The following is a 24901-nucleotide window of genomic DNA, read 5'->3' as shown; positions in this document are numbered from 1 at the left end:
TGCGAAGTTCGCTTCTATCACCATCACTGATCGAATATTATGCGTAAGTGGGTCATTTTCGCCGTATTTCTGGCAATCGTATTTGGGATTTTATATTATATCACCTTTGGATATTACAGTGAAGGAAAGCGCGGCGGATATGTGACAAGGCTGAGTAACCGTGGTTATTTGTTCAAAACATACGAAGGCGAGCTGAGAATGGGCGGCCTGTTCGAAGGTGACGGCACGATGAACTCATCGCAATGGGTGTTCTCGGTAAGCGGCAAGAACAAGGATGCTATTTCAAAACTGGAAGAGGCGATCAAAAATGGTCACCGGGTCTCATTGACTTACGAAGAGAAGTTTTTCAAACTGCCATGGAATGGTGACACCAAGTTTTTTGTCACCGACGTGGAAGTACTCGGCCCGAGCCGTCCTGTGACGCCACCACCTTCTACGGTGCCTGCCCCAACGGAAATCGATACGACCAAGGCATTATAGCCAAAGCCGGAGCTAGCCTCCGGCTTTTTTTGCTTTATAGCTTTTGCTGCTGAGCCAGGTAATCACCTTGTCGCGATGGTCGCCCTGAATCTGGATCTCACCGTCTTTCACGGTGCCGCCGGTGCCGCACAGGTTTTTCAACTGCTTGCCTAATGCCTCCAAATCGGCATTTGTTCCGATAAACCCTTTGACAACCGTAATCACCTTTCCGCCGCCTTTGCGGTCGAGCCAAATGCGGAGATCCTGTTGCGGTGGGGCCAGGGTTTCAACCTCGTCTTCCTGGTCGTTGTATTCAAAGTCGGGGTTGGTGGAGTACACGACGCCCGAGCGGTTTTTCTTCGACATATTTTCAAAAGTTAGGGGAATTCAAATGATCACATTCAGGCTTCCCGGCTTTATTTTCACTTCAATCCGTGTGGTATCCAGTTGCAGCGGCTCACCGTCGTAGTGGATCATCGGAGGGGTGTCGGTTTCAACCAGAGCTTCCGTAGCACGCTGGTAGTTGATATAGGTTGATTGTCTCAACTGTTTGGTAAACAAGCCGTAAGCCAGCGCTGTGCCGTACCATTGCGGGAACGGGCTGATCGTACACACGTCCAGCAAGCCATCCTGCAAGCTGGCCTGCGGTGCTACCCACGCATTATTCCCGAATTGGCCTGCATTGGCAAATGAGAGCGAAAATGCCTGCGTTTCGACGCCGTTAAGCCGGAACAGCTGCGGTTTATAGGACCAATATGCTTTGAACGACACATTGACATAAGTAGCAAGCCCCCGTGCCTTTTGCTGGCTGAACAAATGCCCCACATAAGCATCAAAGCCCATTCCGGCAGTACAGAAGAACGGTATGCCGTTTAATTCGGCGCTGTCAATCGTCGAGGGCTTTCCTTCGAACAGCCGTTTCAATGCCGCGTCCAGGGTAAGGGGCAAGCCCAGGTGCCTCGCGAGGCCGTTTCCCGAGCCTAGCGGCAGAATGCCGATCGGGATATCGGTTCCAACAAGCGCCTTGGCAATCTCATTGACAGTACCGTCGCCACCGACGGCCACGATAGCCTTCCACTTTTCCGCGTGCATATGCTCGCGCACGAGCTGTGTCGCGTGGGCGGGTTCCTCGGTGAAGAGGATCTGGGCAGAACCGGCATTCTTTTTCGCGACGGAATGGATCCGTTCCCGTACAGCCGCGCTGTTCTTGCCGATCGAGGTGCCCGAATTGGGATTCAGTATAAATAAATAGGGATGGGTCACTGGTCAGGCAAAAAATAGGAACAGAATGAGGAGAAAAACAATGATGAACAGGTAATACAGACCATCTACGAAAGGGTATCGCTGACGGTCGATTTTCTTGAAAATGCTGTTAAACTTGCTCATACCTGTTGGATCAATGATATTTCGGCAATGCGCCTTTCCGGGGCGATGATCTTTCCGTTATATTTAGAATCGTCAATTGCACTACAAAAATCCGTAAAAAATATGAGAAACTGGCTTTTTACCCTCATTCTGATCGGCGTCGCATTCACGGCAAATGCCCAATCGGCGCGCGACAAGGACGAGATCCTCGGCATTCTGAAACGTCAGGAAGCAGATTGGAACAAAGGGGATATCAAATCGTTCATGAACGGCTACTGGGAATCCGATTCGCTGATGTTTGTCGGAAAGACGGGTATTACCTACGGCTACAAGCCTACCTATGAGGGTTATCTCAAACGTTACCCCGACCGTGCGACGATGGGTACTTTGAAATTTACCTTTCTCAATTTTTCATTCCCGGGCCCGGGTGTCGCGTTCGTGGTAGGGAAATTTCATTTGACCCGACCTGAAAAAGGCGATATGGAAGGGCATTACACGCTTTTGTTCAAAAAAATTAAGGGCAAATGGCTGATCGTTTGCGATCATACGAGCGGGTAACAAAAAAGCCGGACTGAGAAGCCCGGCTCTTTTGTTTATTATTTGAAAGCTTATACTTTTTTGAATTTCAAAACAACATCAATGGCCGCTGAACCAGGAATAACGGCGGCATCGTCAACGGCAACTTGCAAATCGGAGCCGTTCAGCGTGTATTTAAAAGATTTGGAATTGTTCGAAGCGTCTTTCAATATCAGATTACCATCCTTAACTTCCCATTTAGCGCCATTAATTGGGATAACTGCATTAATGAGAGAGACAGCATTATCACAATCGGCAGTGGCAATGGTATTGTCAGCGTTAAACGTCAACTTTAAGCTGTAAATGCACTGGACGAGTGCGGCAGGGTCAACGGGGAGCGTAGATCCGGGAGCAGCCGCAACGGCAGTAAGTTGCCATGTCGCCACGATCGGATCGTTGTTTGCTGGCGGTGTCGGTTCATCTTTGTCGTCCTTACAAGCAAAAGCCACAGAAAGGATCATGAGCATGGCGAGCAAGGAGGTCTTGCTGAGGGCGTAGGTTTTTTTCATAGTTGAGAACGTAAAAAAGTTAAGATCAATAGAGTTGATTCGCGTTAGTGTTAACGCGCAAACTTAGTGAAAAATGCTCTTACAGGGAATTTTTATGACTTAGCGGAATTAAGAAGAAAAGCGTTGATCAAATCCGCCGCCGCCTCGCCGGGCACTTTTTCCCCGCTTCGGACGGCCTCATCCATGGCGGCGATGTGCTTTTTCACCCATTCATTTTCATAAAACCGGTCTTCCAGCAACTGCCGGATCTGCTCGCGAAGCCAGTCTACCCGTTGAAACTGCCTGTTTTGCTGTAAGAAGCCATGTTCGGAAGTTTGAGCATAGTAATCCGAAATCAGCTTCCAAATCGCTTTCATTCCAATGCCTTCCAATGCCGAACACGCCACAACCTGAATGGGCACCTTCGAGGGCGGCTCCGGGAAAAGATGCAAAGCCTGACGGTATTCGGAGACGGCTTTCGCGACTGCCAGCTCATTGCCACTATCAGCCTTGTTAACAGCCACGGCATCCACCATTTCCATAATGCCCTTTTTGATGCCCTGTAACTCGTCGCCCGCACCGGCAAGCATGAGCAAGAGGAAGAAGTCGGTCATGCCTTTTACCAGCGTTTCGGATTGGCCAACGCCCACCGTTTCAACCAATATCATGTCGTAACCTGCTGCTTCACACAACAATATCGCCTCACGTGTGTGCCGTGCGACGCCCCCGAGCGAAAGATTCGTAGGCGAAGGGCGGATGTACGCGTTCGGGTCACGTGCGAGTTTTTCCATTCGTGTTTTGTCGCCCAATATGCTCCCCCCCGACTGTTTGCTGCTCGGATCGACCGCCAGCACAGCTACGCGCTTGCCCAGCGAAGTAAGATAAACGCCGAATGACTCGATAAATGTGCTTTTCCCCACGCCCGGTACGCCGGTAATGCCAATGCGAATCGACTTACCGGTATGTGGCAAGATATTTTGGAGGATCTGGCCTGCCAATGCGCGATCGTCGGGAAGGCTGCTTTCCATGACCGTAATGGCCCGGCTGAGCGTTGCCCGGTCGCCCGCGAGGACGCCTTTGGTATATGTTTCGACAGGCAATCGCTGGCGCATTGGACGTGAATTTTACATTGGTAGACAAACAGGCACTGTCTGTCGCTAAAATGAAACTTTTTGACTTAAAACAGGTGAAAAGGTGTATATTGCTCGTTTACAACCCAATATTTCCAATTTTTTAACCATTATAATGAAAATTTCAGTATTTCGTCTGGGCCTCATTGCAATGAGCAGTCTGGGCTTCTTCAACAACACTATCGCACAGGAAGCGGAGAAGGTGAAATATGATGCGCATGTGCTCTTCCACCCGCTCTTCAACTTCCAGCCCGGCAACGAGTACCGGACCGGAAGTGGCGCCCCCGGGCCCAAATACTGGCAAAACCGTGCCGATTACAAGATCAATGTAGCGCTCGAAGAGGAGAAAGGGACTGTGAGCGGGGAAGTGGAGCTTACCTATAAAAACAATAGTCCTGAAAACCTCGAATTTATCTGGCTCCAACTCGATCAGAATGCATTTGGTAGCCATTCGAGAGGCGCACAAACCACGCCGGTTACCGGTGGCCGTTTCGGTAATATGGGTTTTGACGGCGGAGATTCCATCAAAGCAGTAACTGTGCAGCAAGGTAAGGGCGCATTTGTGGATGCGGAATACAAGATTACCGATACCCGGATGCAGATCCGCCTCAAAACACCGGTGAAAGCGAATGGTGATGTGATTAAAATCAAGCTGGCCTATTCGTTCAAAGTTCCTGAGTACGGCTCCGACCGCATGGGTACGCTTGAAACGAAAAATGGTATCGTGTACGAAATGGCGCAATGGTACCCCCGCGTAGCCGTTTTTGACGATATCGAAGGATGGAATTTGCTTCCCTACCTTGGTGCAGGTGAGTTTTACCTCGAATATGGTGATTTTGAATACAATGTAACTGTTCCCTGGGATCATATCGTAGTAGGTTCGGGCGAATTGCTTAACCCGAACGAAGTACTTACCGCTGAGCAGCGTAAAAGACTGGCCGAAGCTGCCAAAAGCGACCAGACCGTCGTAATCCGCAGTGCAGAAGAAGTTACGAACCCAAATACGAGACCAAAACAATCGGGCACATTGACCTGGCGCTTCCGTTGCGTGCAGGCGCGCGACATTGCCTGGGCTACTTCCAAAGCGTTTGTATGGGATGCGGCGCGTATGAACCTGCCGAAAGGTAAAACTGCGTTGGCGCAGTCGGTGTATCCGGCCGAGGACGGCGGGCTCGATGGCTGGGGCCGTTCGACCGAGTACGTAAAGGGATGCATCGAGTTCTATTCCAATTATGTGCATGAATATACCTACCCCGTGGCGACGAATGTGGCCGGTATTGTGGGTGGTATGGAATATCCCGGAATCGTTTTTTGCAGCAGCAAGAGCCGTAAAGAGGATCTTTGGGGCGTAACCGATCATGAGTTCGGCCACAACTGGTTCCCGATGATCGTAGGTAACAATGAGCGTAAATATGCGTGGATGGACGAAGGGTTCAATACGTTTATCAACTTCCTTTCGGGCGATAACTTTAATAATGGGGAATATAAAACGACCCAGATGAACGATATGCACCGTTTGGCACCGATGATCTTCCGCCCGAAAGCGGATCCGATTATGACGATTCCTGACGTGGTTCAGGCCGTGAACCTGGGCTGGGAAGCGTATTATAAACCTGCATTAGGCCTGAAAATGCTTCGCGAGCAAATTCTCGGCAAAGAGCGTTTCGACTATGCATTCAAAATTTATGTACAGCGCTGGGCATTCAAGCATCCCACGCCTTACGATTTCTTCCGAACCATCGAGGATGCAGCTGGCGAAGACCTGGGCTGGTTCTGGAAAGGCTGGTTTTTCGAGAATTATAAACTCGACCAGTCAGTGAAGGAGGTGGCCTATGTAGAACAAAACCCGCAGAAGGGCTCTTATATCACTATCGAGAACCTGGACCAGCTGGCAATGCCCGTAAAAGTGGATATCGAAGAAGTAAGTGGGAAAAAAACGCGCGTTGAACTGCCGGTAGAAATCTGGCAGCGGGGCGGTGCATGGACGTTCAAAGCGGCTACTCAGGGGCCTATCCGGTCGGTAATGATCGATCCTGAGCATAGCCTCCCGGATATCAATCCTGAAAACAATGTCTGGAAACCGGCATCATACAATGCCGAGCCGGACGTGAACTAAGCATTGAGCGACATAGGTTGCATCAAATATGACTAAGCTGACAACGAAGTTTTTGATGCAACCTATGTTTATGACTTATTGTCGGGCAATCAAATGGTAAGCAGCATAGCCCCGTACGAATAGCCGCCGCCAAATACCGTGATCACGATATTTTCACCTTTTTTGAATTTCTCTTTATTCTCCGAAAGCGCGATCGCGCATCCGGCACAGCCCGTGTTACCGAGGTATTGAATGTTCGATATCAGTTTTTCGGCAGGGATACCCAATGTATTGATCACATTGAGGCTGATCCTATGATTGGCCTGGTGAGGGATAAGGTAATCGAGGTCGTTAATCGTCAGGCCGCATTCTTGCAAAACCTGCTGACTTACTTTGGGCATGTACACGCATGCATTCTGGAACACATCACGTCCGAAAGGCATCACCACTCCACGATCGTTCGGTCGAAGCACCACTGCATCCACTGCTTTTCCGCTGGTAGCAGCGCCACCGGTAATCAACTTTTTGATTTGCATATCGTTCTCCGTCTGCCGCTCTTTTGAAATGAGCAATGCAGAAGCGCCATCGCCCCACAAATGCCCTGAAACCGTATCCATTTCGTTGTAGTAGGCCGTGTTATGATCGGAAACTACCACCAGCGCTTTGGAGGCCTTGCCCATGGCAAAATAACCTTCGACGATCTCGATGGCATTGAGCAGCGACGAGCAGGCGGAAGAAATGCTCACGACGGGAATGTCGGGAATTTGAAGCTGATGCTGTACCGCGTGTGCGAGCGTGACGATGGTATCGTAAGGCGTATAAGTTGCCCCCACGATCAGATCTATCTCGTTTTTACTGTAAGGGATTTTTTCAAGTAAGGATTCCACAGCCCTGATGGCCATGGTCGAGGTATTTTCGTCTGCTGATGCTTTACGTCTTTCTGAGATTCCCGTTCTTTCCGTGATCCACTCGTTAGATAGGTTGTTGAGATTTGTAAAATATTCATTACCAATAACTTCGCTTGGCAGATAATGACTAACCGTATTAATATACATGATTGAGAAGTTGACTTCGCAAGCTACAATTCTTTTCGATTCCGAAAGTTAAATATTTCGTAGAAATCGTAGCACTCCATATTTGAACAATTCAATAATAAATTTATAAAATCATAATGCGTGTTTCTGTAAATCAGATTGTCAGGAAAGCAAAATGTCGTTATAAAATGACAACAGTTTTGCTTCTTCCGAGGCCCAGTTATAGCAGGTCTCCGAGGCTTTTCTCCCGTTGTTACCCATTTGCGAGCGTAATGCATTCTCGGAAATGCAGCATTGCAGCGCGTTATGCAGCGCTTCCGGATCATACGGTGAGATACAATAACCACTTCCCGAGTCCTCCACGATTCGCTTGTAAAGAGGGAAATCCGAAGTAATAACAGGCAATTTTAGTGCCATGTACTCAAACATTTTCGTTGGAAACGAATCCGGATAATCGGCCACAGGTTTAAGCAATGCGATACCGGCGATTGCCTGGCTGGCATATTTTAGCGCCACTTGCTGGTCGGTATAACCGTGGAATGTGATATTATTCATTACCTGCCCGTAGTCTGCTATGGCTCCCAGCTCCTCCTTGTCTACCCTCATGGGGCCGAAAAGGTGCAGATGGCAGTCAGGATAGCTCTTCTTCAATAGGGCCAGCGCATTGATCATCGTATCCAGGCAGCGTTCCATAGACACCACACCCAGGTAGAATAGCTCGGGCCCGGGCGTGCGTGCATCCTCGTGTGCGAGCGTGTCCATGACAGGTAGCGATACGTAATTGTGGATAATGGCGAATGGCTTTGTCAGATTGCGGTATTCTTCCAGGTAGGCGTCGTCCGTAAAAATTAAATGGAACCTCCGGCGTGCCAGCCGGTCGAAAAACCGGAATAGCCATTTGAAAACCAGACCGTTATTATACCGCTTGATCGCAAATTTCTTAAACAGGTTCTCCTGTACTTCATATACCACTTTCGCTCCGGCCCATTGGAAAAGTAATGCCAGTGGAATCAGCTCCGGTACAAAAATGTGGACGATATCCGGCCTCAGCGGCAGGCATTTTAACAATGCAATGGGATGCGCCAGTAAAATCCTGGGGAGCAACCGCCCGAATTTTGGCAGGCGGATCAAATGCAGATTTTTTCGCAAACCTCCGCGAACCCCGGGCAACGCACAAAACACCTCATAATAGCTTTGGAGCGAAGGCGCAATCTTGTACATAATGCGCGGGTCTGCCGACGGGTGCACCGTACTGAGCAGCAGCACGCGTTTCATGCGCGGGTTACGATCGCTACGCCCGACGAAGTCCCGATACGTTCCGCACCGGCTTCGATCATGGCAATGGCCTGTTCATAAGTCTTGATACCACCCGATGCCTTGATTTTTACTTCCGCAGGCAGAATCGAACGCATTTTACGAACCGTTTCGGCATCCGCGCCGCCGGGACCAAAGCCCGTAGACGTTTTCACAAAATCCACTTTGGCTTCCGCGCAGATTTCGCAGGCCGTGTACAGATCGAACGAATCGAGGTAAGCGGTTTCGATAATGACTTTCAGCAATGCATTCTGCTCATGCGCTAGGTCCGCGAGTTGTATGAGTTCTTCGCGGACGCTCAGATAAGCCATGGATTTGAATTGTGAAAGATTCATTACCACATCGAGCTCGGTAGCACCATTTTGCAATGCCTCCCGTGCTTCGAAAAGCTTGGTAGCAGTGGTAGAATAGCCCATTGGAAAGCCGATCACCGTTGCCGTTTCGATTTTAATCGGACAAAATTCCAGCATTTCCATTACATACGGCACATATACAGGCGCTACGCAAACGGCCTTGAACTGATGGATCCAGGCCTCTTCACAGATTTTGCGGATGTCGGTTTCGCTGGCCGTCGCGCTGAGCAGCGTATGGTCGATGTAGGAAGAAAGATTGTCCATATTAAAAACGGAAAACCCCGCCGGAAAGGCAGGGTTCCACATTATATCAGTCGCTGTTAAGCTTTACTTTTTTCTTTTTTGGGAGCCTTTTTCGCAGGAGCTTCTTCTACCGCAGGGGTTTCTGCAACCGGCTCGGCAGCAACTTCCGTCTCACCTTCTGTTGCAACAAATGCTTCGGGCGTGTATTTCGAAAGCAGGTTGTACCAGGTAATGACTTTCTTGATGTCCGACACATACACCTTCGTGCGGTCGAAATCCGGAAGTACCTCAGCAAGAAACTCGATGAGTTCTTTATCTGATGAAGTTTTGACAGACAATGTAACCTCTTCGCCGTGGATCTCACGGATTTTCAGGAACACATCCGACAGGGCAACAGATTCTTCTGCACCGTCTGTAAAGATCGAAACGTCTTTCAGTACCGATACGCGAGCAGTCGGGCCGATCAGCGTTTTTTCACGTTTCTCGTCCAGGCTTTCCACGATCACGCCCGCACGGCTTGGTTTCAGAATGCGGAACAACCCTGGCTTGCCGGATACATTGGCTACTTCTTTCAACAAATCCATTCCTGTTGACTCTACTTTTTCACTCATCCTTTCTTACTATGTTTATATCTTGATGTTAATGTTGGATGCGGCAATCAATTTTTGCGCAAAATAACGGAAAGATTGCCGGGGAAACAACCGATATGCTACTTTGTCTTCACAAACGACTGATTATAAGTTTCTATTGTCGCCAGAATAGGCTCGCGGCCTTCATTTTTCTCTGCCGAGGTTACATACATTTCCGGCACTTCTTCCCACATTTCACCCATTTTTAGCTTGTAAGCCGCCACCTGGCTGGCTACCTGGCCCGGTTTGAGCTTATCAGCTTTGGTAAATATGATCTCGAACGGAATGCCCGCCTCGCCTAATGCAGCCATAAATTCCAGATCGACGGCCATCGCGCTGTGCCTGACGTCCACCAGCACGAAGGTGCAAATCAGGTTTTCGCGGTAATGCAGGTAATCATGGATCATCTTCTCCCACTTGTCGCGCTCGACTTTGCTCACTTTGGCATAACCATAACCGGGCAAATCGACCAGATACCACGTGTCGTCGATGATAAAATGGTTGATCATCTGCGTTTTTCCCGGCTGCTGCGATGTTTTGGCCAACGCTTTTTTGCCTGTCAGCATGTTGATAAGCGAGGATTTACCCACATTGGAGCGTCCGATAAATGCATATTCGGGAAGGATGGGCTCCGGGCACTTTTCGTAGTCGGAGTTACTCATCACATACTTGGCTTCCTGAACTTTCATGGTTTTCTGGCGTTAATAAAGTTGCGAAGTTACCCTTTTTTGAGATTCTTATCCGCAAAAGGTGCGAGATAGCCTTGCAGCCCACAATTGTGTAAAATAAAACAAAGGCGTATTTTCGTTGTGGAATACTGAAATCAAAAATCATATTTAAAAAATGAAAAATCTTAAAAATCTCGGGTTCGCGATCGTGGCGCTGATGCTGACCATGTCCGTGGCAATGGCCGGGGAAGGAGATAAAAAGGCGGCCGAAAAGGGCATCCAGTTCACCGAAGGATCATGGTCTTCCCTACTTAAAAAAGCTAAAAAAGAGAACAAACTGATCTTTCTGGACGCTTACACGACCTGGTGCGGGCCTTGCAAGCAGTTGCAAAAAAACGTTTTCACACGTGAGGACGTGGCCGGGGTTTTCAACGGAAATTTTATCAATGTAAAAATCGATATGGAAGCCGGTGAAGGACCCGCGCTCGCGAGGAAGTATCCGATCGAAGGTTACCCGACCCTGTTTTTTATCAATGGCAAAGGCAAGGTGGTGAAGCAGCTTCTGGGCTATCAGCAACCTCAGGACTTGATCAAAGCGGCCAAATCCGTACAAAAGGGCCCTGCTATTTAAATTATTAGTATAAAAAAGAAACCCCGCAGAATGCCTCTGCGGGGTTTTTATATTTTGTGAAAATCTTATTCGTAGTAGTTGGGAACGCGGTGGCCGCTGCTTTCGAGCAAACGGTCCTTGCGGAACAGTTGGACGTCGGCCGTAACCATGTCGTTCACCAGCGCTTTCAGATCGTATTTCGGTTTCCAGCCCAATTTTTCCATTGATTTCGTAGGATCGCCGATGAGCAATTCCACTTCGGTTGGACGGAAATAGCGCGGATCGACAGCCACTACTTCTTTGCCGATTTCTATCTTGAAATCAGGATTGTTGCATTTAGCCACTTTCGCGATTTCGTCGACGCCTTCACCGCTGAACTCGACTTCGATGCCAACTTCCGCAAATGCCATGCGCACGAACTCGCGGATACGCGTGGTGACGCCTGTTGCGATCACGAAATCTTCGGCTGTGTCTTGTTGTAGGATAAGCCACATCGCTTCCACGAAGTCTTTGGCATGGCCCCAGTCGCGTTGCGCGTCGAGGTTACCCAGGTACACTTTGTCCTGCAAGCCCAATGCGATACGTGCAACCGCGCGGGTGATCTTGCGCGTCACGAAAGTTTCGCCACGCAATGGCGACTCGTGGTTGAAAAGGATACCATTCACCGCGAACATATTATATGCCTCGCGATAGTTGACGGTGATCCAGTAACCGTACAGCTTCGCAACTGCGTAAGGCGAGCGCGGATAGAACGGCGTGCGCTCCGACTGCGGCACTTCCTGCACCAAACCATACAGTTCGGAAGTGGAAGCCTGGTAGATTTTGGTTTTTTTGGTCAATCCCAGCAAACGTACTGCTTCCAGGATACGGAGCGTACCGATACCGTCGACATTGGCAGTGTATTCCGGTTCCTCGAAACTTACCTGCACGTGAGACATTGCTCCGAGGTTATATATTTCATCCGGCTGAACTTCCTGGATGATGCGGATAATGTTCGTAGAATCGCTCAGATCGCCGTAGTGAAGGTGAAAGCGCACGTTTTTCTCGTGCGGGTCCTCGTAAATATGGTCGATCCGCTGGGTATTGAACAACGAACTGCGGCGTTTGATACCATGCACTTCATATCCCTTGCTCAAAAGGAGCTCGGCCAAATAGGCACCATCCTGGCCGGTGATCCCTGTAATTAGCGCTTTCTTCATTCTGTTGGTAGTATGTATATGTGGATAAAGTTATCCGGTTAAAAAGTAATTACATTAATTGTGGTCCGAAGCCGGGCTAACCATCAGGCTTCGTTTGATGTCCACCCTGTCGGCAAGGATTACCGCGGACGCATATTGTTCGCGGATCAGGTCGAGGTATTGCTCTGCGTCGCTCCGGTACATGAAATCGCCCACTTTCACTCGGTAGGTCGGCTGGGTGTACGAAACGTAAGGGTTCAAATCCGGGAAAGCCTGGTAAACATAGGACTTCGCACCATCTGCTTCCTGCCTCACATTTCCTACGTAAATCTGGATCCTGAAACCATTGATGTAGCGGATGGACTTGTTTTGCTTCGACAGCGTATCCAGCACGGATTCCAGTTTTTTGTTGACATACAACGGCTTATCTACATCGGCTTTCGGAACGTTGCTGTTCTTAGCGGGTGTCGCCGGTTCTGCACGGGTCACGACGGCGGGTTCTGTGTATTCATAGCGTGGCCGGACCGCCGAAAGATCTTCCTTGTACTCGGAACCGGAGCTCACTACCGACTTTTTGGCACAACCCGAAATCAAAATGATACCAAGATGCAGAGCCCATAAAAATTTCTTTTTTAGCGTCATATCCTGAACCATTGTAACTGAGCCCACAAACTTAATCAAAATTGGATGAATCACCATACCACTTAATTTTGAATGTAATACCTAACTTTACCCGGTTTATTCCCGATTTCAATGCTAATACAATCCAACGTTTCACTTCGTCATCTCAATACATTCGGGCTCGATGCCGATGCCAGGTATTTCGTAAATGTGCAGTCCGTCGACGAGTTAATAGCCGTTTTGCGTGATCCTGAATGGAAGGAAACGCCGAAATTCATTCTCGGCGGAGGCAGTAATATTTTACTCACAAAGGACATCGAAGCACTCGTGATCCATCCCGCTATGAAAGGTATTTCGATAGTTGAAGAAAATGAGGCAACGGTCGTGCTCGAAGTGGGTGCGGGCGAGGTTTGGCACGATTTCGTGATGCATTGTGTCGGTAAAGGCTATGGCGGTGTGGAAAACCTTTCGCTCATTCCCGGAACGGTGGGCGCGGCACCGATGCAGAATATTGGGGCGTATGGTGTGGAGATTAAAAGTGTGATCGAGTCGGTAGAGGCTGTCGATATTGAAAATGGCAAAAAACGCATTTTCAATAATTCAGAATGTGAATTTGGGTATCGCGAGAGTGTGTTCAAAAAAGCATTGAAGCACAAATATGTGATCACGGGCGCCACTTTTAAGCTTAGCAAGAAACCTATTTTGAATGCTGCTTATGGAGATGTCCAGAAGACATTGCAGGAAATGGGCGCTGAAAATCCGACGATCCGCGACGTTAGTGAGGCTATCATGCAAATCCGCCGCAGCAAGCTGCCCGACCCTGCTGAAATTGGGAATGCGGGAAGTTTTTTCAAAAACCCTGAAATACCGGTTGCTCAGTTTACACGTTTGCGGGAAACCTTTCCGGAAGTACCCGGTTATCCGGTGGATGCCGAAACGGTGAAAGTGCCGGCCGGCTGGCTGATCGAAAGGGCGGGCTGGAAGGGTTACCGCGAGGGCGAGATTGGCGTCCATGCGCGCCAGGCGCTGGTGCTCGTCAATTATGGTGGCGGTACGGGGGCGCAGATCAAAGCATTATCAGAAAAAATTCAGGAATCCGTGGCCGGGAAGTTCGGGATCCGGCTCAACGCAGAAGTCAATTTTATTTAGAACCATGCACCGCAAAAAGTTATACACCTCATTTGCCCTGCTCGCAATATTTGTCATTGTTTTTTTTCTGAAAGAGCGGTTTACCGTGGACCCGTACCAGGACGAACACCATTACCTGCCCACGGCAGTGCTGTTCAGTACCGAACCGGTTCCCTCGCTGCATTTACTCCAAACCTACAACGAGCTGAATACGCCCATCCCTTTCATTCTAGGCGGCTGGGTGCTGCGGGTTTTCGGAAAGGATATTCAAAATCTCCGCCTGCTGACGGCTTTCACGAGTTTTGCATTGCTAATGCTCTTTGTTTGGTTCAGCCCCGAACGCACGAAGCGTTTCTGGCTCTGCCTGGGCGGTTTATTGATTTTTCCGAACTATTACCTCATCAGCGTTTACTATTACACCGATATTTTCGCGATGGTATTCACGCTCGGCGGTGTGATCGCCTATTTGCGTAAATGGCATTGGGTGGGCTTCCTGTCGCTGGCGGCAGCTGTTTGTTGCCGGCAATACATGCTGGCATTTCCTGCGGCTATTCTGGCGTACGAGGTGTTCAAAAATGTAAAATGGAGTACTAATCCTGTGATTTTGGTGAAAAGCGTGTTCTCCGATCCGGGTTGGGTCTGGTACGCGCTGGCGGTTCTGGCCATTGTCCCCTGGGTGGTAATCTGGCACGGACCTGCGCCCGCCTCGGTCATGGCCAACCAGCATTATGATTCGGATAAACTGGTAAACTATAATTTCGGCTATTTAATGTACGCCTCTGCGGTGGTGGCGGTGTATTATATTATTCCTGAAACATTGGTGACGCGCCGTTTTTCACACTTTTTAGAATATCCGCGCAAGCATCCGATCATGTTCGCCGGTTTTCTGGCGGTAATTGCCGTGATTGTCGCCTTTTTTCCTGCCAAACAGGCTTATAATCCCTATTTCACATGGCCATACCTGGGTTATGTGGATGAATTGTTGATGAAGACAGGTATCAGCGGATTACTGAAACAACTGATTTTCGGGTTGCTGATGCTCGTTACGCTCGTCCGTTTCATATCTCCGCGGTTCACCCTTGCGACGTGGGTTTTTCTGCTGAATATCCTGCTGCTGGGTAAGGCACAGCTATCGTGGGATAAATATTCCCTGCCGATGATCATGGTATTATGGTTCCTGGCTATGTATGACGAATATTGGCTGCCCGCCGCGTCACGTACCGAAAACAAACCGGAGACATTAAATGTAAAATATTAAAGATATATTTATAACCGGGCATCGATGTGCCATTCGCCTACTGTCATTGATTCCGGGGCGAAGTATTCCCAGTAGCCATCAGAAACAGCGTCTTAATGAAATGAACTTTACACACTCAAAACTTTTCCTGCTTTCCTTTCTTTTCTGTTGTACAACAGGTAGTGCCATTGCACAGCGTTTTTTTTCCGTGGTTTTCGATAAGCTGCCGCGCGATATGCAATTGTATGCGCGTGCCGACGATAATCTGGCCGAGGTACCTATTTCCGGTGTCATCGAGCTGGCGGGGTGGGACCATATGTCGGTGGTTACGTTCAGGAACAATGTACGGGTCGGATACCAGAAGTCGGCGATCAACTACGGGGGAAAGACGACCGGTACATTCTCGATGAAGCCCAAGATCAAGGCGGAAATGGCGGATTACTCCGTGGAAGTATATGCCTGTCATGCAACAGATTCCGCACTGATCGTGCGGCGCAACGAGCTTGTGGGGGGAGATTTTTATGTGATCAGTGGACAGTCTAATGCGGCCGCTACTGTTTTTGGCGCGTGGTCAAGCAAATATGCGCGTACCATTGCCCGCACGCCCGATCAGACCCCGGCTATTTTACCTGGCGACACCCTTTGGACTGTCGCCGCGTGGTCGTGGACCTACGTAGGCGCCTGGGGCCTTGAAATGCAGAAGGAGATTTTGGAGCGCGATAGCATTCCTACCTGTGTGATCAATGGATCGTTACCCGGGGCAAAACTGACCGAATTTCTGAATAGCCGCCGCTCCAACGACTCTTCGAGCATTAGCTCACTTTACGGCAGTTTGCGTAAAAGGGTGAACGTTGCCAGCCCTTCCCGTATCAGGGCGTTCATCTGGATGCACGGTGAACAGGAGGTGTTCGAAAACATCCCTAACTATGCCACCGAGTACGACCAGTTGCAGAAATTTTGGGTACGTGACTATCCTCAGGTCGAACAATTTGTAGTTGTACAATCGAATCTGATTATTCTCAGAAACGACAATCCGAACCCGGTAGGAGGCTCAGTGCGTGATTTTCTGAGGAGAACTAAATACATCTATCCCAAAACAGATCATTTTGCAGCTATCGGAACACCCGATTATGACGGCGTGCATTATCACAGGTCGGGTTACGAAGAATTTGGCCGCCGGATGTACCGCTTCTTTGCGCCCCGCGTTTACGGGTCGAAGGATTCGGACAATGTCAGGAGCCCGGATATCAAAAAAGCATTTTATACCAATGCGGAGAAAAAGGAGATTACACTGGTCTTTGAAGAAGGCCAGGAGCTGAAATGGCCCGCCGATTCAACCATCAAAGGGCAGGATGGAAAGCCGCTGGTGTTGAGCCTGAAAAACTTCTTTTTCCTCGACGGCGACGAAAAGAAAGCTGCTTTCTCGGCCGGAAAGGCGGCAGGCAACCAAGTTACGTTGACGCTCAAAGAGCCGTCCAATGCAACAAAGTTGAGCTACTTACCCACGTTTTATCCAGATAACCTCCCATTGCAATGGCCATTTGAACAAAATATTGGCATTTACGCGGGGCCTTATCTGTTGAACAAGCGTGGGCTGGGCGCATTTTCTTTTGATAAAGTAGGGATCGGCGTGCTGCTGCCCAGTGTAAAACTCTCGGCCAACCGTACCTATAATTCGGTGATACTGACCTGGCCTGCGGTAGAAACCGCCACCAGCTACGTGCTGCAACGCGAAAAATCAGAATCTGCTCCTTACGAGGTAGTAAAACAACTCGACGGGCAGTCGCTATCCTTTGAAGACCGCGATATCCAACTGAATGCGACCTATACTTACCGGATTCAGGCATTCAACGACATTTCACAGTCGGGCTACGCAACCGTAACCGTTGACCTCAGCCCAATTCTCGGCAACGAAATCGGTGCCAGGAACATGCTCTGGCAACTGTTCCCGAACCCCACCGATCGCGTGTTGCGGGTCGAGTTCAAGAATGCGGCTACGGGTACCATGGCCGTCTTGAATGCGAAAGGGCAGATCCTGCACCGAAAAGCCCTGAAAGCCTCCAAAGGTGAAGAAATCAATGTCGCCAACTGGCCAACCGGCACATACCTGCTGAATTTTGAAAACCAGGATGGCGTGCGGACTGCCCAGCAGTTTATCAAACGTTAGGTATGTCGGGGACCTCCGGCGAGCTGCGGCACTATGTAGAGGGTTTTTACTTACGGACGATCAGCTGCCCAGTCCGTAGCGTACAATGCAGTACAGCGCGCGAAAACCATCTTTCCAGTTGATTTTCTTGCCTTCTTCGTAAGTGCGGCCGTAGTAGGAGACGCCGACTTCGTAAATGCGGATTTTTGGTACTTTGGAGATTTTGGCTGTCACCTCGGGCTCGAAGCCGAAGCGGTTTTCTACCAGTTTGAGGTTTTTGAGAATGTCGGCGCGGAAGAGCTTGTAGCATGTTTCCATATCCGTCAGGTTGAGGTTGGTAAACATGTTGCTCAGGAACGTCAGGAACTTGTTTCCTATCGTGTGCCAGAAAAAAAGGATGCGGTGCGGTCTTCCACCCATGAAGCGGGAGCCATACACCACATCCGCATATCCTTCGATAACCGGTTTTAGCAATATATTGAATTCCTGGGGGTCGTATTCAAGATCGGCATCCTGAACGATAATGTAGTCGCCCGTTGCACGGCGTATACCCGTATGCAATGCGGCCCCTTTCCCCTGGTTATATTCATGCCGGAAGTAAGCCACTTCCAGCTCGGGATTCTCTTCTATAAATCTTTTGGCAACCGCCTCCGTATTGTCGGCAGAACAGTCATTCACGATTACGATCTCCTTCTGAAAATTGCCTATCAGGTCAACGGATTTGAGTTTATCCAGCACATTTCGGATTGTCTTTTCTTCATTGTAAGCAGGAACGATAACCGATAATTTCATCAGGGAAAAATAAGAGTGTGACTGTTTAAGAGTGAATCTTTATTGTTTCGGGGTTATTTGTTATTCAAAACACAATGAAGCTGCTCCCAGCAGTCCGGCGTCGTTAGCGAGCGTTGCGCGTTTGATAGTAACGGTTTTCAGGTAGTAGGGCGTCAGCCAGTACTTGAAACGATCGTTAATAGCCGGCAAAATAAACTCAAATGAGGCAGAAATACCACCGCCGATCAAAATTGTTGTGATATCCAGGATACGGATCATCGACACGAGGCCTTCACCGAGCAGGTAACCCATTTCGTGGAAAACGTCTTTGGCAAGTTCGTCGCCTGCGGATGCAGCCGCTACCAGGCCAGTCGTTGAAATAGTGCCGTCGGCAGGAAGTTGGGTAGTGCCGGTGTAAGCCGCGCGCATGGCATTGGCCATATCCAGCAGTTCTTTTTTACCGATGTTGCGTTCGAGGACCTTTCCGTTTTTGGAGGGAACGTGGCCTGGCTCCATGGCATTACCGCCACCGCCTTTGAATACCTTTTTATCGATAATCGCCGCGCCGCCGATGCCTGTGCCCAGGGTTACGAAAATATAGTCTTCCGGAAGTTTGTCTTCGCCAAAATAGTATTCGCCCAAAGCCGCCGCATTCGCGTCGTTTTCCAGATAAAAATCATGCTGCGGGAACCTTGCTTTCAAATCCGGAACAATGGTGATCCCGTCGATTTCGGGGATTGCCGTGATTTCGATCAGCGTGGTCCTATCGCGGGAAATGAGTCCCGGGACACCAATCCCTACTTTTTTGACTTCGGGATATTCAACGAGTTGGAGTGCAATTGCATCACCTAGTCTGTCTATAAAATGCCCGGAGCTGCGCCAGCTGGCAGTATCGTGACTGTAAAAATTCGAGATCCTTCCATCCGTAGCGTCAACGATCCCCATTTTTACGTTAGTACCGCCCACGTCTATACCGAGGTATTGTTCCATGAAATGAAAATATGGGTTTAATAAATAATTTTAAAAATGTGGCAATTTAGTAAAATTGCTCTATTGTTCACTCATTAATCCAAATCTCCCAGCTGCGGGCGGATCAAAATTTCTTCGACAACTGCCCTGGAAGACAATGCATAGACAGACCAGATTGATTCGGCGACGTCCCTGGAATCCATGAAACGCTCTTCCGGAAGATCGGTGCCTTTCCAGCTATCGGTGTACGTCGCGCCCGGGAGAATGGCCGTTACACGCACATTATACGGCTTCATTTCTTCACGCAAAACCTTGGTCATCCCGTACAATGCGAACTTCGAAATGCAGTACGAGCCGCCATTCGGGTAGGCGATAATGCTGGCTGTGGAGCAAATGGTAAAGATATGGCCCTTTTTGAGCTCCATCATGCCGGGAAGCAACCCGCGTGTGAGATGATAGGCGCTGTACAGGTTGGTCTCCATGGTTTTTTCCAGCGTGCCCTCCGTTTCGTTATGAACCTGCCCGGGGATAAATACGCCGGTATTGTTGATAAGTACCTGCGGCGGCGTAGTATGTTGGTGAATAAATGCAATGAATGCATTCACGTCGGCCCGCACCGAGAGATCAGCCGTTAAATAAGTCAGTTTTGATTGGGGAAAACTTTCGCTGAATGTTTGTTGCAGTTCGAGCAGGTCGCTCTCGTTTCTTGCGCAGGTAATTACATCAAAGCCTTGTGCCAAAAATTTTTCTATCGCTGCCCTTCCGATCCCTTTTGTTCCACCGGTTACAACCGCTAATGGATTCATTTTTCTGATTGCTTCTTTTTTTGCCTAATTTTCCCGAAAATATTGAATACAATTAAGATATCATGTCTGTAATCGGTAAATACTTCATTTTTTTAGGGACGCTGTTCGGGAAGGGCGAAAAATTATCGGTTTACTGGCGGAGGTTGATGGAGGAATGCGTGGGCATCGGCGTGAGTTCGATATTCATCGTCGCGATCGTCTCCACGTTCATCGGCGCCGTGTCTTGTATTCAAACTGCCTATAACCTGGTCAGCCCCATTATCCCTATTTCCACCGTAGCGCTCATCGTCCGCGACATGGAGATCCTGGAACTTGCGCCTACCATTACCTGTATCGTACTCGCCGGTAAAGTGGGTTCCAATATCGCCAGTGAGCTCGGTACCATGCGCATTACCGAACAGATCGACGCATTGGAAGTAATGGGGATCAATTCATCGTCCTATCTGGTACTTCCAAAGGTCCTGGCGGCGATGTTGACATTCCCGATGCTCGTTATTTTCTCAGCATTTCTCGGCATTATGGGCGGTTATCTGGCGGGGACGCTAACCGGTGTGATTACCGAACGCGATTATTTATACGGTATCCGTGACTCGTTCGTGCCTTACAACATATTTTTTATGTGTGTAAAACCATTCGTTTTCGGCTTTCTCATCGCGTCAATTTCTTCTTTCAAGGGATTTTTTACTTCGGGCGGCGCGTTGGAGGTAGGTAGGGCAAGCACGCAGGCCGTGACCAACAGCTGTATTTCAATTCTCATCGCGGATTACCTGCTCGCACAGCTGCTTTTGTAAGCGCTCTCAACCGGACACAAAATGATTGAAATCAATAATATCTCCAAGGCATTCAACGGTAAGGCAGTTTTAAAAGGCATTTCGGCCCAGTTCCAGAAAGGGGAGACAAACCTGATCATCGGAGGGAGTGGTACCGGTAAAAGCGTATTGCTGAAATGCATGATTGGGCTCGTGAAACCCGACCAGGGCAATGTGCTCTACAACGGTCGAAACTTTTACAATTGCGATAAGGAAACCCAACAATCGATCCGGCGCGAAATGGGCGTGCTGTTTCAGGGTGGGGCATTGTTTGATTCCAAAACAGTAGAGGAAAATGTGCGCTTCCCGCTCGATATGCTTACGGCACAATCGGCGGAGGAAAAACGGGAGCGTGTGGCATTCTGCCTGCAAAGGGTAGGGCTGGAAGCGGCCGCAAAACGGATGCCGTCGGAGATCAGCGGCGGCATGAAAAAGCGTGTCGGGATCGCCCGTGCCATTGTGATGAACCCTGCCTACCTTTTCTGCGACGAACCCAACTCAGGCCTCGATCCGCTGACATCGGTGAAGATCGATGAGCTGATCAAGGAGATCACCGAAGAATATCAGATCACCACCATCATTATTACCCACGACATGAACTCGGTGATGGAAATCGGGCAGAATATCATGTTCCTCTATCAGGGAGATAAACTTTGGGAAGGGATCAATTCGGAGATCACAAAAACCACCGTTCCCGAACTGAAGGAATTCCTTTTTTCCAATAAGTTATTGCGGGAAATGCAGGAATAGCGTCCCGTAAGCATTACGACGTTCTGCGCCGTAGCGCCGGAATGTTCTTTCTTTCCAGCAGGAAAACAATTACCCCAAAGATCGCGAGCACCCCCATGTGCACAGGTACGGAAATCCATAGATCCGGGATTTTGACGAGCGAAGAAGCGTAGATGAGCAATGCACCGCCGCCCATGTAGCCTATTGCGGAAGCAATATCGTACGGCACCGGGTAATACTTTTGCCCAAAATAATAGCAGAGCGAAAGCATCATGAAGCCCGAAAGCGCGAATGCGATTGCAAAGCCCATATACCCGATCTGCGGCACAAGTACAAAGCTGGTAACAATGGTAATCCCTGCTCCCGAGAGCGTGAGCCACGTGCCATATTGTGTTTTATCGGTCAACTTGAACCACGTTGCCAGATTGTAGTATACGCCCAGGAACAAATAGCCCGCCAATAACCAGGGTACCACGGCCAGTCCCTCGTGGTAGATCTTCTTTTTCAGGAACAATTCCGCGAACAAGTCGAGGTTCAGGCAAATGCCTACCCACATGAGCACGCACACGATGATGAAATACTTCGTAACCTTCGCAAAAACAGGCGGTGCATTCTTGTCCTCGCCTTTCGAAAAGAAAAATGGCTCAGCAGCATATTTGAAGGCCTGGATCGCCAGGTTCATGAAGATAGAGAGCTTGTAGCACTGCACGTAAATACCGATGGCGGTTTCGTTGCTGCGGCCGGGGTAGAAGCCCTCGGGCAGCAGGAACTGGATAAATGCCCGGTCGAAAAGCATATTCAGGACACCGCCGATATTCATCACCATGACCGGGAAGGCGTAAACCCACACAGGTTTGAAAAGATCGGTACTGAATACGAAGCGGAAATCGGCGAACTCCTTCCGCAGCATCCAGAAGAATGCAAGGTTGGCGATGAGGTTTGCGAGAACGATGTAATCGGGCGCGTGGAGTGGGTCGTAAAAGAGATTGACGGCCGGTTGCAGGAATGCAAGGTATTTCCCTGCGTAAATGTCGCGGCAAACCAGCAGGAAGAACAGGTTCAGGAAAATGTTGATGAGGATGTTGATAACCCTGATGATTACGAACTTTTTGCCTTTGCCTTCCAGCCGCAGCCTTGCAAACGGGATCGAAACAATGCCGTCGGTAGCCATGATGATAGCGAACATCCTTACGATGGACGTCGATTCGGGGTATTTGATCACCTCCGCGATCGGCCCTGCGAACAGGAACATGAAGGTGGAACCGACAAGGCTGACCACGATAACCGCGCTCAATATAAGGTCGTAATATTGCTTCCGGTTCTTCTCCTCGCGTGCAAAACGGAAGAATGCCGTTTCCATCCCGAAAGTGTAGAGTACGAGTGCCAGGCCGGCGTAGGCGAAGAGCTGCCCTTGTGCGGCGATTTGCTGAGGCTCAAAAAGCTTGGTATGCAGTGCGACCAGCAGGTAGTTCAAAAAGCGGCCCAGCATGGTGCTGATGCCGTAAGTGGCGGTTTCACTGGCCAGTTTTTTCAGTACGCTCATTCAATGCGGGATTTTCCACCGCAAATATAGGTGAGTAACTGCCAATAAAAGGAAAGGCCCTTCCCGTTTCGTGGGAAGGGCCTTCTGTTTTTTATCGTCAACCCCGGACATCGGAGATGATACTGTCGACCACGCGCTCGATCCGCTTCCATCCTTCATCGGTTTGAAGGTCTACGTCAAGCATTTTTTCACGATAATCAGAGGAGATGGTCAAAAAATAAATGCCTGCTGAAATGAATGCGATCAACGCGCTGGTGTCATTGTAATAGGGCAGGTCGCCTATTTTGCTCAGGATACGCGTCGCAATCTGGTTGCGGGCATCTGAAAGCATCGACTTTCCGGTTCCGATTTCCCAGCGGAGCAGGTCGCGCGTAGCCTTACGCTGGCGCAGATCGTTCGTGAAAGTGTGCATGAGGGACGTGAGAGCTTTGTTCCGATCTTCCGGTGTCAGTTCCGGGATGCTGTCAATGTAATCGGTGCTGAGGGTTGACGTGTATTCTCCCGACCTGACATATTGTTCCATGAGGCCGTCTACGCTTTCAAAGTATCTGTAAATCAGTACTTTGTTGACTCCTGCGGTGCGGGCGATCAGATTGACGCCCACCTTTTCGGTGCCATGTTGTTCAATTACTTCGCCAACCGCCTTGAGTATTTTACTCTTCGTGCGCTCGCGATCACGCTTTTTAACTTTTTCTACTTTCATATGGGTGCTGTTTAGGTTAAAACATAGTAAATGTAACATTTCATATCCAAATTTTATAGCAGAAAAGTTACATTAAGTAACCAAATTTTTAAAATAGTTTCCTTAATGTCACCGTAAAGTCGCAAAAGGATGGAAATGCTATTAAAAGGTCTTTTCACTTCCGAAATTTGGAAGAATTCTAAGGATAGGAGGGGGATTGGATGGAAATAAAAAAGAGCTCATTGAAAAATGAGCTCTTCGATTACTGTTGGCCGACAAGGACTCGAACCCTGAATAAGACAACCAAAATGTCCTGTGTTACCATTACACCATCGGCCAAAACCGTAAACAGTGGTGCAAAAGTAATGTTAGTCGGGTAACGTGTCAAGTATTTCAGTAAAAAAAATTAAATACTTTTTAGCTCAACATTGCTAGCGATCTTTTTTACAAGGCCTTGCAAAACTTTGCCTGGTCCCGATTCAATAAAAATTTCCGCGCCGTCGGCCACCATTTGCTCGACAGACTGCGTCCATCTTACCGGGGCAGTGAGCTGGGAGATCAGATTTTCCTTGATAACGGCTACTTCTGTGGCTGGCTTTGCATTCACATTCTGATAAACCGGACAAATCGGCTGCTCGAATTTTGCCGCATGGATAGCCGCTGCGAGCTCTTCCCGGGCAGGCTCCATCAATGGCGAGTGGAATGCGCCTCCAACGGGCAGCACTAATGCACGTTTGGCCCCGGCAGCCTTCAACAACTCATTGGCGCGTTCAACGCCTTCGATCGTCCCCGAGATCACCACCTGTCCCGGGCAGTTGTAGTTCGCCGGTACAACAATCTCGTCGGTAATGCCGGCGCAGATCTCTTCGATCACATTGTCGGCAAGGCCGAGGATCGCAGCCATCGTAGAAGGGCGGATCTCGCAAGCTTTCTGCATGGCTGCGGCACGTTTTGCCACGAGAGACAGGCCGTCTTCGAAGGAAAGTGCGCCGGCTGCAACCAATGCCGAGAATTCACCGAGCGAATGGCCCGCTACCATATTGGGAGAGAAGTCCGGGGATATCTTCGCCAGGATCACCGAGTGGATAAATATCGCAGGTTGAGTAACATTGGTTTGTTTCAGCTCCTCGTCGGTGCCTTCGAACATGATCTTTGTAATTTCGAAACCGAGGATTTCATTGGCTTTTTCAAATAATGCCTTGGCGGAATCGGAGCTCTGGTAAAGGTCCAGACCCATTCCTTTGAACTGCGAGCCCTGACCAGGGAAAACATATGCCGTTTTCATATGGATGATTTATGGTTATTCATGCTGAAACAA

26 protein-coding genes and 1 tRNA gene are annotated in these 24901 nt (G+C 49.2%); 9 read left to right on the top strand and 18 right to left on the bottom strand.

Going from position 1 to position 24901, the window contains the following annotated elements:
* Nucleotides 1–39: 39 nt before the first annotated feature.
* Nucleotides 40–480, top strand: a complete 441-nt coding sequence (locus IEY24_RS30660; protein ID WP_188939114.1) for a DUF8785 domain-containing protein — start codon at nucleotides 40–42, stop codon at nucleotides 478–480.
* A 12-nt stretch (nucleotides 481–492) separates the two neighbouring features.
* Here IEY24_RS30660 and IEY24_RS30655 read toward each other — a convergent pair whose 3' ends face one another.
* Both IEY24_RS30655 and IEY24_RS30650 read right to left on the bottom strand, forming a co-directional pair.
* Nucleotides 493–825, bottom strand: a complete 333-nt coding sequence (locus tag IEY24_RS30655; protein WP_188939113.1) for a translation initiation factor — start codon at nucleotides 823–825, stop codon at nucleotides 493–495.
* 21 nt (nucleotides 826–846) lie between these two features.
* Nucleotides 847–1722, bottom strand: a complete 876-nt coding sequence (locus tag IEY24_RS30650; protein WP_188939112.1) for a diacylglycerol/lipid kinase family protein — start codon at nucleotides 1720–1722, stop codon at nucleotides 847–849.
* Between the two features lie 225 nt (nucleotides 1723–1947).
* Between IEY24_RS30650 and IEY24_RS30645 the strand changes: the two genes are divergently transcribed.
* A complete protein-coding gene (locus IEY24_RS30645) occupies nucleotides 1948–2382 on the top strand; it encodes a YybH family protein (protein WP_188939111.1) in 435 nt (144 codons plus the stop codon).
* 50 nt (nucleotides 2383–2432) lie between these two features.
* Here the strand turns inward: IEY24_RS30645 and IEY24_RS30640 are convergent, their stop codons facing one another.
* The gene (locus IEY24_RS30640) at nucleotides 2433–2909 is read right to left on the bottom strand and encodes a lipocalin-like domain-containing protein (RefSeq protein ID WP_188939110.1); all 477 of its coding nucleotides are present in this window, start codon (nucleotides 2907–2909) and stop codon (nucleotides 2433–2435) included.
* A 92-nt stretch (nucleotides 2910–3001) separates the two neighbouring features.
* The gene (meaB, locus tag IEY24_RS30635; protein WP_188939109.1) at nucleotides 3002–4000 is read right to left on the bottom strand and encodes a methylmalonyl Co-A mutase-associated GTPase MeaB; all 999 of its coding nucleotides are present in this window, start codon (nucleotides 3998–4000) and stop codon (nucleotides 3002–3004) included.
* A gap of 133 nt (nucleotides 4001–4133) precedes the next feature.
* On the opposite strand from meaB, the gene IEY24_RS30630 reads away from it, so the two are divergent.
* Nucleotides 4134–6134: a M1 family metallopeptidase gene (locus IEY24_RS30630; protein WP_188939108.1), complete on the top strand. Its 2001-nt coding sequence runs from the start codon at nucleotides 4134–4136 to the stop codon at nucleotides 6132–6134.
* A gap of 89 nt (nucleotides 6135–6223) precedes the next feature.
* Here IEY24_RS30630 and IEY24_RS30625 read toward each other — a convergent pair whose 3' ends face one another.
* The 5 genes from IEY24_RS30625 to yihA all read right to left on the bottom strand — a co-directional run bounded on the left by IEY24_RS30625 (nucleotide 6224) and on the right by yihA (nucleotide 10375).
* Nucleotides 6224–7168, bottom strand: a complete 945-nt coding sequence (locus tag IEY24_RS30625; protein WP_188939107.1) for a 3-oxoacyl-ACP synthase III family protein — start codon at nucleotides 7166–7168, stop codon at nucleotides 6224–6226.
* 141 nt (nucleotides 7169–7309) lie between these two features.
* Nucleotides 7310–8422, bottom strand: a complete 1113-nt coding sequence (locus tag IEY24_RS30620) for a glycosyltransferase (protein WP_188939106.1) — start codon at nucleotides 8420–8422, stop codon at nucleotides 7310–7312.
* On the bottom strand, nucleotides 8419–9078 hold the full coding sequence (deoC, locus tag IEY24_RS30615) for a deoxyribose-phosphate aldolase (RefSeq protein ID WP_188939105.1): 660 nt from the start codon (nucleotides 9076–9078) through the stop codon (nucleotides 8419–8421). Before deoC ends, IEY24_RS30620 begins: the two co-directional genes overlap by 4 nt.
* Before the next feature lie 56 nt (nucleotides 9079–9134).
* Nucleotides 9135–9668, bottom strand: coding sequence for a DUF5606 family protein (locus tag IEY24_RS30610; protein WP_188939104.1), 534 nt, complete (start codon nucleotides 9666–9668; stop codon nucleotides 9135–9137).
* 98 nt (nucleotides 9669–9766) lie between these two features.
* A complete protein-coding gene (gene yihA, locus IEY24_RS30605) occupies nucleotides 9767–10375 on the bottom strand; it encodes a ribosome biogenesis GTP-binding protein YihA/YsxC (RefSeq protein ID WP_188939103.1) in 609 nt (202 codons plus the stop codon).
* A 154-nt stretch (nucleotides 10376–10529) separates the two neighbouring features.
* Here yihA and IEY24_RS30600 point away from each other — a divergent pair, with 154 nt between their 5' ends.
* Nucleotides 10530–10985 (top strand): thioredoxin family protein, encoded by a 456-nt coding sequence (locus tag IEY24_RS30600; protein WP_188939102.1) that lies wholly within the window; start codon nucleotides 10530–10532, stop codon nucleotides 10983–10985.
* 65 nt (nucleotides 10986–11050) lie between these two features.
* Here the strand turns inward: IEY24_RS30600 and gmd are convergent, their stop codons facing one another.
* Both gmd and IEY24_RS30590 read right to left on the bottom strand, forming a co-directional pair.
* Nucleotides 11051–12163 carry a GDP-mannose 4,6-dehydratase gene (gene gmd, locus IEY24_RS30595; protein WP_188939101.1) on the bottom strand — a complete coding sequence of 371 codons (1113 nt, stop codon included), beginning with the start codon at nucleotides 12161–12163 and terminating at the stop codon, nucleotides 11051–11053.
* A 54-nt stretch (nucleotides 12164–12217) separates the two neighbouring features.
* A complete protein-coding gene (locus tag IEY24_RS30590; protein ID WP_188939100.1) occupies nucleotides 12218–12841 on the bottom strand; it encodes an SPOR domain-containing protein in 624 nt (207 codons plus the stop codon).
* Between the two features lie 54 nt (nucleotides 12842–12895).
* Here IEY24_RS30590 and murB point away from each other — a divergent pair, with 54 nt between their 5' ends.
* From murB to IEY24_RS30575, 3 genes are all read left to right on the top strand, one after another.
* A complete protein-coding gene (murB, locus tag IEY24_RS30585) occupies nucleotides 12896–13912 on the top strand; it encodes a UDP-N-acetylmuramate dehydrogenase (protein WP_188939099.1) in 1017 nt (338 codons plus the stop codon).
* A gap of 4 nt (nucleotides 13913–13916) precedes the next feature.
* Nucleotides 13917–15149, top strand: coding sequence for a hypothetical protein (locus IEY24_RS30580; protein WP_188939098.1), 1233 nt, complete (start codon nucleotides 13917–13919; stop codon nucleotides 15147–15149).
* Between the two features lie 100 nt (nucleotides 15150–15249).
* Nucleotides 15250–17295 (top strand): T9SS type A sorting domain-containing protein, encoded by a 2046-nt coding sequence (locus IEY24_RS30575; protein ID WP_188939097.1) that lies wholly within the window; start codon nucleotides 15250–15252, stop codon nucleotides 17293–17295.
* A gap of 60 nt (nucleotides 17296–17355) precedes the next feature.
* Here the strand turns inward: IEY24_RS30575 and IEY24_RS30570 are convergent, their stop codons facing one another.
* The 3 genes from IEY24_RS30570 to IEY24_RS30560 form a co-directional block, all read right to left on the bottom strand.
* Nucleotides 17356–18066 carry a glycosyltransferase family 2 protein gene (locus tag IEY24_RS30570; RefSeq protein ID WP_188939096.1) on the bottom strand — a complete coding sequence of 237 codons (711 nt, stop codon included), beginning with the start codon at nucleotides 18064–18066 and terminating at the stop codon, nucleotides 17356–17358.
* Between the two features lie 60 nt (nucleotides 18067–18126).
* Complete coding sequence (locus IEY24_RS30565) at nucleotides 18127–19035, bottom strand: ROK family protein (protein ID WP_188939095.1); 909 nt, start codon at nucleotides 19033–19035, stop codon at nucleotides 18127–18129.
* A 74-nt stretch (nucleotides 19036–19109) separates the two neighbouring features.
* Nucleotides 19110–19820 (bottom strand): SDR family oxidoreductase, encoded by a 711-nt coding sequence (locus tag IEY24_RS30560; RefSeq protein ID WP_188939094.1) that lies wholly within the window; start codon nucleotides 19818–19820, stop codon nucleotides 19110–19112.
* 62 nt (nucleotides 19821–19882) lie between these two features.
* Between IEY24_RS30560 and IEY24_RS30555 the strand changes: the two genes are divergently transcribed.
* Together IEY24_RS30555 and IEY24_RS30550 are read left to right on the top strand one after the other, a co-directional pair.
* Complete coding sequence (locus IEY24_RS30555; RefSeq protein ID WP_188939093.1) at nucleotides 19883–20611, top strand: MlaE family ABC transporter permease; 729 nt, start codon at nucleotides 19883–19885, stop codon at nucleotides 20609–20611.
* Nucleotides 20612–20632: 21 nt separating this feature from the next.
* On the top strand, nucleotides 20633–21379 hold the full coding sequence (locus IEY24_RS30550) for an ABC transporter ATP-binding protein (RefSeq protein ID WP_188939092.1): 747 nt from the start codon (nucleotides 20633–20635) through the stop codon (nucleotides 21377–21379).
* Between the two features lie 13 nt (nucleotides 21380–21392).
* Here the strand turns inward: IEY24_RS30550 and IEY24_RS30545 are convergent, their stop codons facing one another.
* The 4 genes from IEY24_RS30545 to fabD form a co-directional block, all read right to left on the bottom strand.
* Nucleotides 21393–22901 (bottom strand): lipopolysaccharide biosynthesis protein, encoded by a 1509-nt coding sequence (locus tag IEY24_RS30545; protein ID WP_188939091.1) that lies wholly within the window; start codon nucleotides 22899–22901, stop codon nucleotides 21393–21395.
* A 97-nt stretch (nucleotides 22902–22998) separates the two neighbouring features.
* Nucleotides 22999–23604: a TetR/AcrR family transcriptional regulator gene (locus tag IEY24_RS30540; RefSeq protein ID WP_188939090.1), complete on the bottom strand. Its 606-nt coding sequence runs from the start codon at nucleotides 23602–23604 to the stop codon at nucleotides 22999–23001.
* Nucleotides 23605–23851: 247 nt separating this feature from the next.
* A tRNA-Gln gene (locus IEY24_RS30535) sits at nucleotides 23852–23922 on the bottom strand.
* A gap of 67 nt (nucleotides 23923–23989) precedes the next feature.
* Nucleotides 23990–24868, bottom strand: a complete 879-nt coding sequence (gene fabD, locus IEY24_RS30530; protein WP_188939089.1) for an ACP S-malonyltransferase — start codon at nucleotides 24866–24868, stop codon at nucleotides 23990–23992.
* Nucleotides 24869–24901: the final 33 nt, after the last annotated feature.

Source organism: Dyadobacter endophyticus (assembly GCF_014641595.1).
Lineage (GTDB): Bacteria > Bacteroidota > Bacteroidia > Cytophagales > Spirosomataceae > Dyadobacter > Dyadobacter endophyticus.
Note: the sequence above shows the minus strand (reverse complement) of the source record. Positions and strands in the feature narration are given on the sequence as shown.